Raw genomic sequence first — 15675 nt, forward strand, 5'->3', positions numbered from 1 at the left:
GCTGTTATTTTTATGACTTAATTTTTAATCCAAAGTCCATTCTTTTGGTGCCATGACGCAATGGTTTTAGTGCCATATTTATAATGAACCACTTTACGCCAAGTAGTGGCAGTTGAAACCTTGTCCCCTTTTTGTATAACGATCTTGGATTTTGAGCTTGGGGCGTATGGTGAAAGCATAGTTTTGTTTTCTTTCCAAGAATTAAACTTTTGAATAGCGTTAGTATCTAGTTTGTAATAAGTCTTGCCATTAACACGAACGTATAATAGGTCTTGCTTGGCATACTTTTTATCCCAACGAATGGCAATTTTTTTGTAGATACTCTTGAGAGTGATACTTTTCCCGTTTTTGTTAAGTGCGCCTTTAGCTGTTGTATAAAGTTTCTGTGGTTTGTAGTCAGCCTGTAAATAGGCAGCAGTGTAGACGTTATCGTAAACGATATCATCAGCGTAATGATACTGTGCGGCTTTGGCACTTACCGGACTAAATTCTGCCGTGAAAGCTATTCCCAAAGCAAAGGTACTCATCCCGACCAGTAATAAATGATGTTTTTTCATAAGCAATTCCTCCAAAATAAAACGCTTTAATTAAATTAATTATATCATGGTAACGTGAATTAGTTACGTGGTTAATGTTTTTTATGGCAAGTAGTTGATTAGTGTTCATAAAAAAACTGTTACTGCCGAATAGCGGTAGTAACAGTCTTGAATGCTATTTATTAGTTGAAGCTTGAAAGGGCATCGGATAAGGCCTGACTCATGTTATAAACAGGGTCATAAAGGTCATCTGTACGAATTCCCTCTACCAAGCGATCATTAAGCGTGGCCAATCTAGCATTGGTTACAGCGTTAAAGCGACCAGCGAAAACTTGGTAAAATGATGAGAGTGCTTTGGCATCTTGTGTAGTGTGACGAAAACTAAAATCGTAAGCCGCAGATGATAAGCGATCGTAGGTGTTTTTTGTGTCAATATCAGTGAAGTCGCTGAGTACGTTGTCTTGGTCATCAGGTGTCATTGTCCGCACAGCGGCGAGAACCTTCTTAATGTCAGATTTACGTTGATTCAAGGCTTTCAAATTGATCTTACTCAAATTACCACGCCAGGCCCAACCTTTAACGGAACCTTTGCTGTTTGCGATGTAGTAGTAAACGGCTTTTTTACCGTTAGTTTTCTTAACGGTTGCGGACTTAGTCGCATAGAAAGTCGTTTTAAGGTAATTTTGACCTTTATGCGTCTTTTTAGTCAGTTTAGCACTTGAATATAAGTAGCCAGCATTAATATGATAAGTCGATTTAGTTATCGATTTTGTACTAATAACTTTAGCTGAACGGGTCTTAGCATTGGCAGTCAAGCCGGTGCTGGGTAGTACTGCAACCCCCATACTTAGTGATAATACCCCAATAGTTGTGAGTTTCCATAATTTACGCATGTTTTGCGCCTCCAAAGTAATGATTTAACGTTACAATTATATCATTATTAATTTAATTATAAACAATAAGTTTAAAAGCCCCCCACTAATTTAGTGAGGGTCCAACATGTTTGATTAAATTTAACGAATCACAATCACATTACAAGGGGCATGGTCAACGACATAACTCGTTGTTGATCCGACCGCCACGCGATGAGGTGAATCCTTACCGGTGGCGCCTAACACAATGAGGTCAATTTCAGGATGTTGTTTGGCATATTCCGAAATGGTGCGTTTTGGATTACCATAAGCCACTTCAGTTTTGAATTGCGAGACGGTGGTGGTGGCAACGAAACGCTGGCGATCACGCATATCGGCGTTGGCATGACTCGCTTCGGCTGTAAGCAGTTCATCGAGCACGGGATCTAGTGCGGGTGCATGATAGGCACTGTCATCGACCACGTACAGCGCCGTTAAAATGGCGTCGTGTCGTTGGGCGATATTTACCGCTTCATCAAATGCGGCTTGCGCTTGTGCCGAACTATCAACGGGGACTAAAACATGGGTATATGAACTTGGCATGGAAACCACCTCCGCTTAATTTTGCTTTAAGCATATCGAAATAAATAAAATTATGAAAGTTAAATGCACTTTTTTAAGCGAATATGATAGGCAATTTCCTGACCTTGGCGTATGCTTTTAGATAGTTAGGGAATAGGGGGGGATTAAACATGGTTGGACGATTCATGCAGCGACTACAACGATTTGATACGGCAGTGGCACAACAACGGTATTTCCGAACGATTCGGGATACGTTAACATTGCTATTTCCATTCGTACTCGTCGGTGCTTATATTAATGTTTTGAATCAAGCACTTTTTCAGAAAAATGGGTTTTTAAACCGCATTTATTATTTATCACATTGGGTACCGGGATTTAAATATATGGCCCAGTATACAGGTATGTTGAGTATTGGGGTGAACGACATAATCGCGGTGATCGCTGCGTTTGCCGTGGCAAACTTTGTGGTCCGGGCAACTAATCGCGATAACTTGATGGCTGGCCTTACCGCTGCAGTCAGTTTTGTGATGCTCAATGTAAATTTTGCGATCTTTAATGACCAAGGAGATAACACGAGCTCGAAATTTTTGGAAGGTAACTTGGGGTCACAAGGGATCTTTCTAGCAGTTTTGGTGGGCGTTATTACCGGGTGGTTGTTCAGTAAATTGGCTTTCAAACCGCATGAACATCAGTTGTTGGAAACCCGAACGCATTTGCTCATGCGAGCGAAAAATAACTTACTGCCGATGGTGATCACGCTGGGCTTGTTCAGTGCGATCGGGTTTGGCGTGAGCTTTATTAGTCAGATGGGATTGAATGGCTTGTTCTATACAGCTTTCAAATTACCATTTGGCAAAATTAGTCATATTATGATCACGATATTCTTAGCCACTTTGTTGAGTAACTTCTTTTGGCTGATTGGGATTATTGGACCAATTGGTTTTAGTGGCAATGGTTCAGTGACAACGGTACAAAACTTGGCTTATGCCTTGCAACATGGCTCGGCTTGGGGCGCACCTAATCCGATCACCTTGCATACCGTTTTTGACGCGTTTGCCAATGTGGGTGGCGCTGGGATGACGTTAGCGTTAGTCATTGCTATTTTGTGGAAGTCGCGTAACCAAGATTTTCGCTTAGTGGCTAAGATGAGTTGGTTCCCAACACTATTCAATTTCAATCAACCGCTACTCGTAGGGTTGCCAATCCTCTATAGTCCACTATTGGCGATACCGTTCTTATTGGCACCGATGGCTAGCATGTTGATTACTTGGATTGCGTTAAAACTCAGTTGGATGCCACCGGTGGCTTATCCGATTTATCGGACGATGCCAGGATTTTTAACCGGCTGGCTTGGTACTGGCGGTGATTGGCACGCGTTAGTGATCAGTATTTTGAATTTAGTGGTCTCGACAGCGATCTACTTACCGTTTATTTTAATCAATAATCGATTAACGACCGGGGAGGTGACCAGCGATGAAGCGTAATTGGTGGAAGTGGTTACTCGGTGTCGTTGTGTTGATTGGGATTAGTTGGCCAGCCTATACGTGGAGTCGGGCGAATATTAGAACAATGAAAAATGCCGGTCGGACTCGGATGGCGCCGGTCATTATGGTGCCGGGGTCCAGTGCGAGTCAAAATCGGTTTGATAGTTTGATCAAAGAACTAGGTAAAGAAACGCCACAAAAACACAGCGTACTGAAGTTGACTGTGGCAACGGATGGGTCGATTAAATATAGTGGCTCGATTCGACGTAATGACTATGAACCGTTTATCGTGGTTGGGTTTGAAAACAACAAGGATGGTAAGGCCAACATTGATAAGCAGGCCGTTTGGCTGAATACTGCGTTTAAAGACTTGGTGAAAACGTATCGCTTTAATCATTTTCGGGCGCTCGGTCATTCTAACGGTGGCTTAATTTGGACGTTGTTCTTAGAACGTTATCTAAAAGAATCACCAAAAGTCAGTATCGATCGCTTTATGACGATTGCCTCACCGTATAATATGGAATCGACGAGTACAACGCCATCAACGGATATGTATAAGGAACTGTATAAATATCGCGAGGGCTTACCGAACTCGTTGACAATGTATTCGATTGCCGGGACGGAAAATTATACGAGTGATGGGACCGTGCCATATAACAGCGTTAATGCTGGGAAGTACATCTTCCAAAATCAGATTAAGCATTTTACGGAAATCACGGTGACTGGGGCGAATACGACTCACTCAGATTTACCGCAAAATAAACAGATCGTTGCGTTAATTCGTCAATATCTCTTAGAGGAAAACGTTCCTAATAAGATTCGGAAACAGAATCAACGGCGCTTACAAAATCAATAATTAAATGAAGATGACAATATACCCTTCCTAATAAATAGACTAGCTTTGACCATTCGCTTGTCTATTTATTAGGAAGGGTATATTTGTTATAACCAAACATAAGATACTAACAATTGAATTACGTTTAAAAATCCTCGTTAATTCAACGTAAACATATATATATACGTTATAACGTAATGATGTTATACTGTGTATATTCTTTGATGGTAGCTTGCAAAAACCAAACTAAAAACCAAACTAAAAACCAAACTAAAAACCAAACTAAAAACCAAACTAAAAACCAAACTAAAAACTTAAGCAAAACTAATAGAGGTAACCAGCATGGAAAATACAAAAGAAGAAATTCGTAGCGCGATTCGGGTAGGTAATTCGATCGGATTCACCATTCCCGCCGATATGGCAAAGTCCTTAAGTATTGAAAAGGGAAGTCGTCTGGAAGTTAAGCTGGAGAATGGTGGATTGTCCGTAAAAAAGAAAAATGATGTGACTCAGGACTTTATGAATGATTTGAACGATACGATTTCCGAATACCATGAAGCGTTAGAAATTCTGAGGAAGAGTGACGAGTAATGGAATATCTAAACGCCGAGCAATTATTAGCAATAAACTTTGCCGTTTTAAATGAGCATGACGAACAATCAAGAGTACAAAATCTTGGAGGCCTGAAATCGATTGAAGCACTACCTAAGCAATCTTTTTTTGATGCTGATGCGTATCCCGAAGTTAATCAAAAATTGGGAATTGTGTTCATTAAAATTATCAATTTACATCCCTTTGCAGATGGCAACAAACGAACGGCTGTGATTGCGTTGATGCAAATGGCCAAACGTAATGGCTATCGCCTAACGTATACCAATCAACAAATCGCAGATATTGCGTTGAATATTGCTAAAAAACAGGACAAGGATATAGAATATAAACAGGTGTATGAGGATATTGGGCAACATCTGGTTAAATGCTAAGTTAAAAAAATTTATATGTCATGTGACATATAACGCTTTTTGAGTATACTAATTCAAAATACGTTGAAAATATCTAAGATAGCCAGTTATTCTTGAAGGGGGAAAGTCATTCCCCCTTTTTTAGTAATCGTTAACGCTGAACGTGCTAAGACGGGGGCACAACCATTGACGTTGAATGCTAATTTAACGAAGTTGGCGACTCAGCGGGCGTTAGATTGTGGCAAACAACAGGAGTTGTCACATTATGATGCTGCCGGCAATATGGCCGCGGCACAAGCGGCTGATCAGATGGGTATCAGCTACTATTTAATATCTAAATGTTTGTATTATACGAGTGCTTCTAAAGCCACGGTAGGAACGTTCGATTTTGGTAAGCAAGCGGCCAATCAATATTTGTATCATGATGCTGCTTCAGGTTGGGGCTATCGTGATAATTTGATTGAATCTGAAGCGACTCAAGTTGGCATTGGCTGATACGTCGACAGCCACAGTACGGTTTGGAATGCCGTGAATGAAACCGATTAGCGGTCAAAAAAAGACGATCAATTGATCGTCTTTTTGAATAGCGTTATTTAGTGTTGGTGCCTAATGTCACAGTCCCAATCATCGCTTTGTTGTTAGCGAGGTTACCGTAAGTAAAGAAGGCAATCCGTGAATGCTTTGTTGTGTTTGTGAAAGCACTTGGATTCATGGCAACTGCTTGCTTAACCGTCTTGGAAGCACCGGCTTTTAACGTGATGTGCGCAGACGTAACAGCTGGCTTCAAGTTTTTAGTTGGCACCGTCTTGTCAGTTAAATCGTAGACATTGAAGCGTAAGTTACTGAAGTAGAACTTAACCGTCTTCTTGGTCTTGTTTTTAAGCTTGAAACTGTAAGCATAGTAAGTCACGATCTTGCTAGTCGATTTATTTAACTTAGTCATGGCGGTTAACGGTTGTTTTTGGTTAGTTAATGCGATCGTGACCTTTTTCTTGTCTGCCGCTTTGAGCTTCCCGTATGTGACCGTCGTTGCCTTTTTGGTCGTCGTTTTCGCCGTTGTTTTTGCGTGTGCTCGTTGTTTAGATGTACTGGGCTTCGCGCGTAGTCGTAGATGGGCCTGATAAGCGTTACTGGTGGTGTCGGCGTTGGCGGTTGTGGCATTGATAGCCAAGCTACCACCAACGGCTAAAGCTAGAACTGATAAAATCATGCGATGCTTCATAATGTGTTACCCCCCGATTAATAATGTTCTTCTTAAGCTTACTGGTTGTGTACAGGTGCGTCAATGGTTGGCAATTAAAAATTAATCTTTACCTAACCTTTACGAGAAATGGATAAAGATTTAACCAAAACTGGGCAAATTTGATTGTATTATCCCGTCTTTTTCGTTATGGTAGGGGTAACACAAAAAAGGAGTTTGCCTAATGAATATTGAAATTTTAAACTCAGCTATCCAAGATTTACATTTTAAAATTGTTTACGATCGTGACGAAAGTAAAGATGAACCTGGCCAAGGCCAATTCAGCTATACACCAGCTAATGATGACGTTAAAAAGACGTTTGGCGATGATGTTGTCCAAGCCCAATTAGACGTCACTTACAAAGAAGAAATGTATGACCTTTCTGCAACCGTTTTTGCGATCATTCGTTTAAGTGGTGAAATGGTCAGCATTATCGAACGTCAATCTGGCGACAACCAATTGGAAGATGACGAACAAGACATGTTAAATGACTTGAACAACGCCGTTATCCCAGCCTTGTCATCAAAGGCGCGCGCATACGCTGCTTTGCTTTCAACTGAAGCAAGTAACTTTGCAATTATGCCAGCTGATTTTGATGGTGGTCAAACCACACAAGAAAACGCTGAAAACTAAGTTAAAAATTATCATGAGACGATCGTTGCGACGGTCGTCTTTTATATTCCCAAATTTTTTAAAGAAAATGCGGTTTATACTGGAAAACGTGGGGTAAATGACGTATATTTAAGTTGGGTTAGTAAGACTGTATTTGGGGGGATTATCATGAAAAAAATAATGAAATTATTGACTGCTGGCGTGGCTGGTTTAAGTTTCGCTGCGGTGGTACCAAGTTTTTCAGCGCAGGCAAAAACGTCAGCGCTGTCTGGTTACTATGTCAATCAAGCACAAAAATTAGTCATTCATAAGAGTGGCAAATATTTGTTAGTTGGGGATTATCAACAAGTACCCAATGGCCGGGTGAAGACGTACAAAATTGTTAGTGAACATCAAAAAGGTAATAAGGTCACGTTGAAGTATCAAAAGATGCGGTGGCGTTACGCCCATAACTTCCAAGAAGCTGCGGTCAGTCATCATTTTCTAGCAAAGAAGAAACGGACTAGTGTGATGACGGTGACAAGTTCAACGTTAAAAGTTCGGATGAGTCGTGATAAACGAGTACGTGGGTTACAGCCGAACAAGGCAAAGGCCGGTCAAACGCTCACATTTAAGGCACAAACGACTAATCCAGTTGCGTCTTGGGTGACGGCGTTTGAAACGAAGCATTTGACGGATCGTAATATGGCGTTAAAGGCGTATGCTGATGCCCAAGCGGCTAAAGGACTTGCAGTTGTTCAACCGGCATTATCAGATACACAATTGCAAGACATGATTAAACAAGCAATTGCGCACGATGTAAGTTTGGTCGAGAAACCTTATTTGGGCCAAGCCATGCCAGAACATGTTCATATGTAAATTAAATAAAGCAAGGTAATCGGGTTTTGATTATCTTGCTTTTTATGATGAATTGTTACGTTGATAATAAGTATAGACAAATAATTTAATATAGGCTTGTGTAAGCGTTAACAATTGTGCTACAATAGCGTTGGTCGGGATAGTTGCTCCAGTTAAATGTTTAATGGGCAAGGTCAAAAGGCATCATTTGGAGGTACTACAATCATCCATTAAGTTAAGGTGATGATTGGCTTAGTTGTCATGTTTGGGGGTGACGGTTGATATCAATAATTCGTCAGCACACATAGTTGAGACTTGCGATTATGCGCACATAGGATTGAGAACTAAGATGCGATCAATGAATAGTGGCGGCTGAGTTACGGGTGAGTAATTCGGTGGTCACTTTTTGTGTCTAGAGTGTTCAGGTGGTCGGGAGTTCCTGAGCATTAGCCTAGCTAGTCAATTATGACGATGGATTTGCGTCATAATTGGCTAACATAGCTAAACGGGAGGGGGCAGGGGGGCCGAACATGTTTCGGAAAGCCAACATAAATCAACACTAAAATACTGTAAAATACCCATTGAAAGCGTATACTTAATCGTGAAAGGGGTGTGATCGACATGTTTAAACCCATGGCTTCGATTTTTACGAACCATCAAATTGCCGGCCATTATCGGGCAATTGATCGCGCAAAAAAGTGTATTGTACCGTTTCACTTTGAAATTCAGGGACAAGAATATCCGGAACCAGCTAAAGAAACCAATTGGTTGCGGCGGTTGTCGGGCACGCATAGTGAAAAGCATGCGGTCGTTGAATTAACACCAAGTAAGGTGGTGCTCTGGTCACCAGAACAACGCAATTTAGGCGAAATGCAATTATCTGAAATTAAATTAATTCAAATTGGGGCGATTCGGTGGCACGCATCGGCGGGGATTGATCCACGGCATGCGTTCCGTGCAACCATTTTTGTGGTGACCGATGCGGGCAATTATTACTTTGCTAATTCGGACATGGATGTTTTGCCAGCTATTTTTAAGTTTGCGCATACGCATAACATTCCGGTAGAAGATCCATTACACTTGATTCCATTATTGAAAGTTGGTTGGCATGTAGCAGCCAAGACGCTGCATGAAACGTATCACCAATTAGTTGAGCATACCGGTTATCCCGATTCAAAAGTTTAAATCAGCTTGATTTTACGGAGTTCTCTATATAAGGAGGACTCTTTTTTTGATACCTCATCAAACGATAAGGTTGTAATTTTTTGAAATAAAGAATAAACTGTTACTTGTAAGTAACAACCGCTAGGAGCGGTTTAATGAAAAGTGACGATTTCCAGGTTGAATTGGCAATCCTGAAAATTAGACAAGATTTTTTGGAAAAACAAATTATGATTTTACTTAATCGAAAATCTAAGCAATTTATGCTACTGCATGGGTTATCATCTCAAAAGGTGTTAGCCGATGCAGTCTCAACTTTAGTCAGTGGTTATTATTATCGAAGACCGAGTAAGCAACATGGGCATGTGGATAACGATTCATCGGTTTTTGAATTTATCATGCCTTTGTATCAACATCAGATGTATATTAAATTCTTTATGACACCAACAGGAACCGAGTTTAGATCGTTACATCCAGCAGAACGTTTCCCAGATTTTACGTTTCACCAAATTAGAGGAGGCCATTAGATGTCAAAATCAGTGCCTAAAATTATTCGCCAAGTCGCTTATTATCGACCGGCATTGCAGCAACAGACGCACTATACTGAAATCGAAATTGAAGAGACTACTAAAGTTCGCAAGCATTGGGTGACAAACCCACATCTTTATTGGGTGCCGGCGGGCGTTGATCTTGAAGATCCCGATGGTTATTTGGAACCGCTTGAAGATCCTGATCTGAATATTCGTCGTGATTGGTCTCGTTATCGTGAAATCTATCAGATCTTAACACCGGCAGCGATTAAAGCTAATCGGGAACGGTACCAATTGAGTGGTCGCGAATATGCCTTAATTCTGGGTATCAGTCATAGTAGCTTATCAGAACTTGAGAATGGGTTAGTGCTGCAGTCCGATGAACAGGATAGCTTGTTAACGATGGCGGCGAATCAAACGGCTTTTTATCAGTTATTGCGGCGGCGTCAAGCGATCTTCACAACCGTTTTTAGTGATCAAAAATATGCGGCTATTTTAAAACGGGTGGAAGAGATGGTTACTAGTAAACCCAATTAAAATAAAAAACGCCAGTCAGCTAACAAAGCAATCTGCTTTGCCAACTGACTGGCGTTAACCTTATTTAATGTTTAAACTAACCCTTGTGAAATCATGGCATCAGCAACTTTCGTGAAGCCAGCAATGTTCGCGCCACTGAGATAATCACCACTAACGTCATAGTCATCCGCCGCGGCGACTGATTGGGCGAAAATTTCTTGCATGATCGCTTTCAAGCGTGTGTCAACTTCGTCAAACGTCCAGCTTAATCGGAGGCTGTTTTGACTCATCTCTAAGGCAGAAACTGCCACGCCACCAGCATTGGCGGCTTTGGCTGGGCCGTATAAGACATTGGCGTCTTGATAAGCCGCAATGGCTTCTGGTGAGCTAGGCATGTTAGCCCCTTCAGCGACGGCTTTGGCGCCGTTAGCGATGACGGTCTTCGCTTTAGCTTCATCAATTTCGTTTTGCGTGGCACATGGCAAGGCAATGTCATAAGCCAACTGTGCATCCCAAACGGACCCTTCATGATAAGTCGCACCATGAACCCGATCAGCATAATCTTTAATTCGGCCACGTTCGACTTCTTTGATTTGTTTAACGACGGCAAAATCAATCCCATTTTCATCAATGATATAGCCGTTAGAGTCGGAACAAGTGATGACTTTGCCACCAAGTGCTGTGACTTTTTGAATGGCATAGATCGCCACGTTACCGGCGCCGGAAATCGCAACCCGTTGGCCTTTGAAACTCAATTGGTGGGCCTTTAACATTTCTTCGGTGTAGTAAGCTAACCCGAAACCAGTGGCTTCGGTCCGAGCGAGGGAACCGCCGTAATTCAAGCCTTTCCCGGTTAAGACGCCGCGATCAGCGCCACGGAGTCGTTTGTATTGGCCATACAAGTAGCCGATTTCACGGCCACCGACACCAATATCACCAGCGGGAACGTCGGTGTCTAAGCCGATGTATTTGCTGAGTTCAGTCATGAAGCTTTGACAGAAGCGCATGATTTCATTGTCGGACTTACCCTTAGGATCGAAGTCCGAGCCACCTTTACCGCCACCAATTGGGAGGCCAGTTAAGGCATTTTTGAAGATCTGTTCAAAGCCTAAGAATTTAACGATACTTAAATTAACGGAAGGGTGAAGGCGTAAGCCACCTTTGTAAGGTCCGATGGCGGAGTTAAATTGCACCCGGAATCCGCGGTTAACTTGCGCATGACCGGCGTCATCTAGCCAAGGCACACGGAATTGAATCACGCGTTCTGGTTCGGTGAGTCGTTCCAAAATGTTGGCCTCGATATATTCAGGATGGCGTTCAAAAACGGGCGTCATCGTTTGGAAGAAATCGTGGATCGCTTCTAGAAATTCAACTTGGTGCGGATCGCGTTGTTCGATCACCGCATAAACGTGTTGGAGATAGTCGGTTGCTTGACTCAATATAATCATCCTTCCATTAATAAAAATTAACTATAAAACATAGTTTACTGGTTTTGTTCGGAAAATGCACTAGTTGAAATGACTAATTTTGTGTGAATTTTTGTGGATAGTGATATAGTGGAAAAAATCGCCAAAAAAGTATACTATATTGTATAGTTAATTCGGTCATAAATATTGATATATCGGCATTTGTTAAGAAAAAAGTATACAAAATTTAGCATAATTTGGAGATGAGGTATTAGCATGTTAATGTACATGAATAGTAATCTTTTTGATAGCCCGGCTAAAGTACTTGTTAACACGGTTAATACTGTTGGTGTTATGGGAAAAGGGATTGCGTTAAATTTTAAAAAAATGTATCCTGATATGTTTAAACAATATCAAAAATTTTGTGAGAATGGACAGTTAACGGTTGGTAAACTGTGGCTTTATAAAACACCTAACAAATGGATCTTAAATTTTCCAACAAAAAAGAATTGGCGAAATAAATCAAAGCTGTCTTATATAGAAGCTGGTTTGAAAAAATTTGTCGAGACCTATCGTGAAAAGGAAATCACGTCGATTGCGTTTCCACAATTAGGTGCTGGTAACGGTGGACTAGATTGGGAAAATGAGGTCAAACCCTTGATGGAACGCTATCTTGGTGATTTACCCATTCGCGTTTATATTCATATTTATCAAGCTAATGGTGCCAATCAAGAATATTCAAAACCTAAAGCGATTCGTCAGTGGTTAGATAGTAGCCCGACTGCGCTAAGTTATATGCAGGTAATTCAAGATTTAAACGATGCTTTGTTATCAGCTAATGAGGTGAATGCTAAGGTTATTGAAGTAGATCCTGCTGATGCCAACGCTAAGGCGATCCATGTTGTTCATGATGAGCTTGATTATTATTTAACAAAAAATGATATTGCGGAAAGTTGGAATAAATTGCGTAACAATGGTTTGTTGATTACGCCCGATTTTCCTAGTGTGGTTATGCGACATCAGGATGCCGACTTTTTTGAAAAGTTAATGACTTATTTGTCGTATGTTGAGTCAGCAAATGTGTCGTATGACGGTCAAACGGTCAATGGCTTGCTACTAAGTAAGGCTGAATTGCCCAAGGAAAAGATCCATGAAGCTAGTGTTCGGGAGTTAGCTTAGGGGGCCTTGAAGTTGTCTTATACGAAAACGATTAACGATTTATTGCATGGTAATATCGCAACAGGCTTAAGTCCTGCTAAGCAAAAGGTCTGGCCACGATATTGTTATCATTTTACAGATGAACAAAATCTGGCAACTATTTTGCGGACGGGTCACCTTATTTCGCGGTGGGATGCGCAACAAACCAATAGTATGGTCAATGAAAATGCTAATCCTGAAGTCATTGCCGGGACAAATGAGGCAATTAAACAGGCCGTTCGACTGTATTTTCGACCACAAACGCCAACGCTAAATAATAATGAGGGATTTAGAGCGGAATCGAAATATAAACAGGCGAAGTGTCCATTCCCAGTTTATTTACTGTTTCCGTTAGCCCAAATTTTAGCCTTACCTGATACTAAATTTAGTGCAACAAGTTTGGCTTTGCACCAGGAGCCACACCTGCTATCGGGTTCGCAGGCGTTTAGTGAATTACCTTTTGATTTAATCTATCATGATAGTGCATTTGGACCTGATGAACGTAATAATATTATTCATCATCGGCATGCGGAGATTATCGTGCCACATGAGTTGCCATTAACGCATCTTCTGTACATTATGGTCAGGAGTGTCGCTGAAAAGGAAACAATCATTAACTTACTAAAATTCAGACATTTAGAACAATATATTAGTAAAGTACGGGTTGATGAAGATAATCTTTACTTTTTCAAAAATTGGACTTATGTCGATAATGTTTTAATGGATGATGATCATGTTAATATTCAGATGCATTTGGGCGATGATGCGTATCCAGTTGAATGGGCTGATAGTGATGACCCATTAGTTCCTGAAAACCGAAAAGCTTATTTAGATTTTAATGTTCGTTTTCAAGATGCAACTAAGAAAAAATTTTTAGTTACGGGTGGCGGTCATTTAGTACCCGAGCGTCAGCTGATCAACTTAAAATCAATGGATACGTCTGCATATCGAATGATGATTGAGCTAGATGGTCACCTCGCTTACTACGGAACTTACTATGCTAGTAATAATTTGCCGTACTAACATAGTGTCACGAGATCAATTAAATAAGGTTCACACAACAGCTGGTATATTGTGCCAGCTGTTTATTTATGGGCAATTATTTGTTTAGTGTACTTAATCTTGCGTTCTCTAGTTAAACGCCGTATAGTTATGAGCGTGAAATTACAGGGGGAAAACCATGAGAATGTTTAAAAAAGTAGGGATTGTGGGATTGTTAGGTTTAGTGAGCTTGGTCGGCAGCTTGGTTGTTGGTATGCCAACCAGTTCAGCGACGACGCGCCCCGTTTATTTACAATTAAAACCATATGCGGGGAAATTAGCAGTTTATCAGCAAGTGCCAACGTCAACGCAAACACTGCAGAATGGAACTGATGCAACGGTTGCCAGTGATCAAGTTTATCGCAGTACCACCACTGGTAAGTATTTGACGTTCAAGTATCGGCATGTGCAAACTTTGGCTGGCAAAACAATCGGTTGGATCAATCAATCAGATATGAAGACGTTAACGCATGTGACTAAAGATGGTCTTTTAACCACGTTTAAAACCAAGCAATTAACTGGCCAGTTGCAACTTACCGGTAATGCTAAAAAGGTGGCCGTGACGGTTCAAGGTCCGACGGCCACCAAGGCCAAGTTAACTACTAAAAAGGTAGCGGCTAAAACGTTAACTACTAAGGCTTATACGGTGGTTAAACAAAGTTCGACTGATTTTGGCAAGTATTATCAATTACAAAAGAATCAGAAAAATTATGGTTGGGTGAAATCAACCGGATTTAAAGTCGCCACTAAAAAAGCGGCCACGACAACTGGTTTGCCCACAGCGACCACTAAAAAGATCGATGCCTTAGTAAACGCAGGTCACCTAAAAGGAACGTTATTGATGACGACAGCGACGACCAAAACACCAGTTGTTCGGTCGTACGGCTACGCTAACGCCGCGACCAAAGCAGTGAATACCGAAAAGACCATCTATCCAATCGCATCACTGCAAAAGGCGATGACGGGAACGATGATCGAACAGCTTGTTCAAAGTGGGGCCTTAACGATGACGACGCCATTGAGTAAATTCTATCCGAAAGTGCCATATGCGAAGACCATTACGATTCAAGAATTGTTGACGCATACGTCGGGAATTACGATGCCTGAGGCTAAGCCTAGCAAGGTGTTGAGTGAAACCGCGGCAATTAACTGGACGTTAACGCATTTGAAATCAACGAATCAGCATACTTGGCATTATACGAGTGCTAACTTTACGTTACTCGCAGGCATCATTCGTCAGGTTACTGGGGAATCTTATGCAGCTAATCTCAAGCAACGTATCTTAACACCCGCTAAAATGACGAAGACTTATGCGCCAGCCAAATTGCCAACCACCGGTGTTGTGACACCCTATGCCTACAAGACAACTGACTACGCGACGACTTATACCATATCCAAGCCGTTGTTGGCTAGCGAATTGGGCGCGGGCGATCTGAGTATGTCAGTGAGTGATTATTATAAATTTGTGACGGCCTTTAACGAGGGTAAAATGCTGTCAACAGCGGGGCACACTAATTTGACCAGCTTAATCACGACACACCGTTATGCCGGGGGCTTATATTATGCTGCTGATGGCCGGCAGTCAGCTACGGGGTACGATAACCATATCAGTACGTCGTACGCGCGGACTGGCGATGGAAAAGTGACGGTGATTGGGTTTTGGAATCAAGCAAACCATACAACTGCTAAAGCCACAACCAAGAAAATTGAAACGATATTAACAAAATAATTTGTGAGCGAGTTTGGGACAAAAACCAAACTCGTTTTTTGTGTCTCCGAATATTTATAGTCGAAACGTGCGACAAAAGACTAATGATGCAATCGAGCTACGGAATACAAACGATTGAAAGTACACAATCATTCGTATTCCTAGGCTATGCTCGG

At 41.4% G+C, this 15675-nt stretch carries 18 protein-coding genes; 13 read left to right on the forward strand and 5 right to left on the reverse strand.

Annotated features, from left to right (window positions below; all coding sequences use genetic code 11):
* Positions 1 to 17: 17 nt before the first annotated feature.
* From FFM84_RS10480 to FFM84_RS10490, 3 genes are all read right to left on the reverse strand, one after another.
* Positions 18 to 557 carry a hypothetical protein gene (locus FFM84_RS10480; protein WP_130845203.1) on the reverse strand — a complete coding sequence of 180 codons (540 nt, stop codon included), beginning with the start codon at positions 555 to 557 and terminating at the stop codon, positions 18 to 20.
* Between the two features lie 161 nt (positions 558 to 718).
* Positions 719 to 1429, reverse strand: a complete 711-nt coding sequence (locus tag FFM84_RS10485) for a hypothetical protein (protein ID WP_130845204.1) — start codon at positions 1427 to 1429, stop codon at positions 719 to 721.
* A 120-nt stretch (positions 1430 to 1549) separates the two neighbouring features.
* Positions 1550 to 1990, reverse strand: a complete 441-nt coding sequence (locus tag FFM84_RS10490) for a universal stress protein (RefSeq protein WP_130845205.1) — start codon at positions 1988 to 1990, stop codon at positions 1550 to 1552.
* 149 nt (positions 1991 to 2139) lie between these two features.
* Here FFM84_RS10490 and FFM84_RS10495 point away from each other — a divergent pair, with 149 nt between their 5' ends.
* From FFM84_RS10495 to FFM84_RS10515, 5 genes are all read left to right on the forward strand, one after another.
* Positions 2140 to 3453 carry a PTS transporter subunit EIIC gene (locus FFM84_RS10495; protein ID WP_130845206.1) on the forward strand — a complete coding sequence of 438 codons (1314 nt, stop codon included), beginning with the start codon at positions 2140 to 2142 and terminating at the stop codon, positions 3451 to 3453.
* A complete protein-coding gene (locus tag FFM84_RS10500; protein ID WP_130845207.1) occupies positions 3443 to 4309 on the forward strand; it encodes an alpha/beta hydrolase in 867 nt (288 codons plus the stop codon). Before FFM84_RS10495 ends, FFM84_RS10500 begins: the two co-directional genes overlap by 11 nt.
* A 321-nt stretch (positions 4310 to 4630) precedes the next feature.
* Positions 4631 to 4879, forward strand: a complete 249-nt coding sequence (locus FFM84_RS10505; protein WP_130845208.1) for an AbrB/MazE/SpoVT family DNA-binding domain-containing protein — start codon at positions 4631 to 4633, stop codon at positions 4877 to 4879.
* On the forward strand, positions 4879 to 5271 hold the full coding sequence (locus FFM84_RS10510) for a type II toxin-antitoxin system death-on-curing family toxin (RefSeq protein ID WP_130845209.1): 393 nt from the start codon (positions 4879 to 4881) through the stop codon (positions 5269 to 5271). Before FFM84_RS10505 ends, FFM84_RS10510 begins: the two co-directional genes overlap by 1 nt.
* A 126-nt stretch (positions 5272 to 5397) precedes the next feature.
* The gene (locus FFM84_RS10515; RefSeq protein WP_225425302.1) at positions 5398 to 5745 is read left to right on the forward strand and encodes a CAP domain-containing protein; all 348 of its coding nucleotides are present in this window, start codon (positions 5398 to 5400) and stop codon (positions 5743 to 5745) included.
* A 94-nt stretch (positions 5746 to 5839) separates the two neighbouring features.
* Here the strand turns inward: FFM84_RS10515 and FFM84_RS10520 are convergent, their stop codons facing one another.
* Positions 5840 to 6472 (reverse strand): hypothetical protein, encoded by a 633-nt coding sequence (locus FFM84_RS10520; RefSeq protein WP_130845211.1) that lies wholly within the window; start codon positions 6470 to 6472, stop codon positions 5840 to 5842.
* Positions 6473 to 6674: 202 nt separating this feature from the next.
* Here FFM84_RS10520 and FFM84_RS10525 point away from each other — a divergent pair, with 202 nt between their 5' ends.
* The 5 genes from FFM84_RS10525 to FFM84_RS10545 all read left to right on the forward strand — a co-directional run bounded on the left by FFM84_RS10525 (position 6675) and on the right by FFM84_RS10545 (position 10168).
* Entirely contained in the window at positions 6675 to 7124 is a 450-nt protein-coding gene (locus FFM84_RS10525) for a hypothetical protein (RefSeq protein ID WP_130845212.1), read from the forward strand.
* Positions 7125 to 7271: 147 nt separating this feature from the next.
* Positions 7272 to 7961, forward strand: a complete 690-nt coding sequence (locus FFM84_RS10530; RefSeq protein ID WP_130845213.1) for a hypothetical protein — start codon at positions 7272 to 7274, stop codon at positions 7959 to 7961.
* 600 nt (positions 7962 to 8561) lie between these two features.
* Positions 8562 to 9125 (forward strand): hypothetical protein, encoded by a 564-nt coding sequence (locus FFM84_RS10535; RefSeq protein WP_130845214.1) that lies wholly within the window; start codon positions 8562 to 8564, stop codon positions 9123 to 9125.
* A gap of 134 nt (positions 9126 to 9259) precedes the next feature.
* Positions 9260 to 9628 (forward strand): hypothetical protein, encoded by a 369-nt coding sequence (locus FFM84_RS10540; protein WP_130845215.1) that lies wholly within the window; start codon positions 9260 to 9262, stop codon positions 9626 to 9628.
* Entirely contained in the window at positions 9629 to 10168 is a 540-nt protein-coding gene (locus FFM84_RS10545; protein ID WP_130845216.1) for a hypothetical protein, read from the forward strand.
* A gap of 71 nt (positions 10169 to 10239) precedes the next feature.
* Here the strand turns inward: FFM84_RS10545 and gdhA are convergent, their stop codons facing one another.
* Positions 10240 to 11595: an NADP-specific glutamate dehydrogenase gene (gene gdhA / locus FFM84_RS10550; protein ID WP_165444249.1), complete on the reverse strand. Its 1356-nt coding sequence runs from the start codon at positions 11593 to 11595 to the stop codon at positions 10240 to 10242.
* Between the two features lie 234 nt (positions 11596 to 11829).
* Here gdhA and FFM84_RS10555 point away from each other — a divergent pair, with 234 nt between their 5' ends.
* From FFM84_RS10555 to FFM84_RS10565, 3 genes are all read left to right on the forward strand, one after another.
* Positions 11830 to 12732 carry a macro domain-containing protein gene (locus FFM84_RS10555; protein WP_130845218.1) on the forward strand — a complete coding sequence of 301 codons (903 nt, stop codon included), beginning with the start codon at positions 11830 to 11832 and terminating at the stop codon, positions 12730 to 12732.
* Between the two features lie 12 nt (positions 12733 to 12744).
* Positions 12745 to 13773, forward strand: coding sequence for a DarT ssDNA thymidine ADP-ribosyltransferase family protein (locus FFM84_RS10560; protein WP_165450306.1), 1029 nt, complete (start codon positions 12745 to 12747; stop codon positions 13771 to 13773).
* Between the two features lie 163 nt (positions 13774 to 13936).
* Positions 13937 to 15520 (forward strand): serine hydrolase, encoded by a 1584-nt coding sequence (locus tag FFM84_RS10565; RefSeq protein WP_165450307.1) that lies wholly within the window; start codon positions 13937 to 13939, stop codon positions 15518 to 15520.
* Positions 15521 to 15675 lie beyond the last annotated feature (155 nt).

The sequence above is a fragment of the Lactiplantibacillus mudanjiangensis genome (assembly GCF_005405385.1).
Classification (GTDB): domain Bacteria; phylum Bacillota; class Bacilli; order Lactobacillales; family Lactobacillaceae; genus Lactiplantibacillus; species Lactiplantibacillus mudanjiangensis.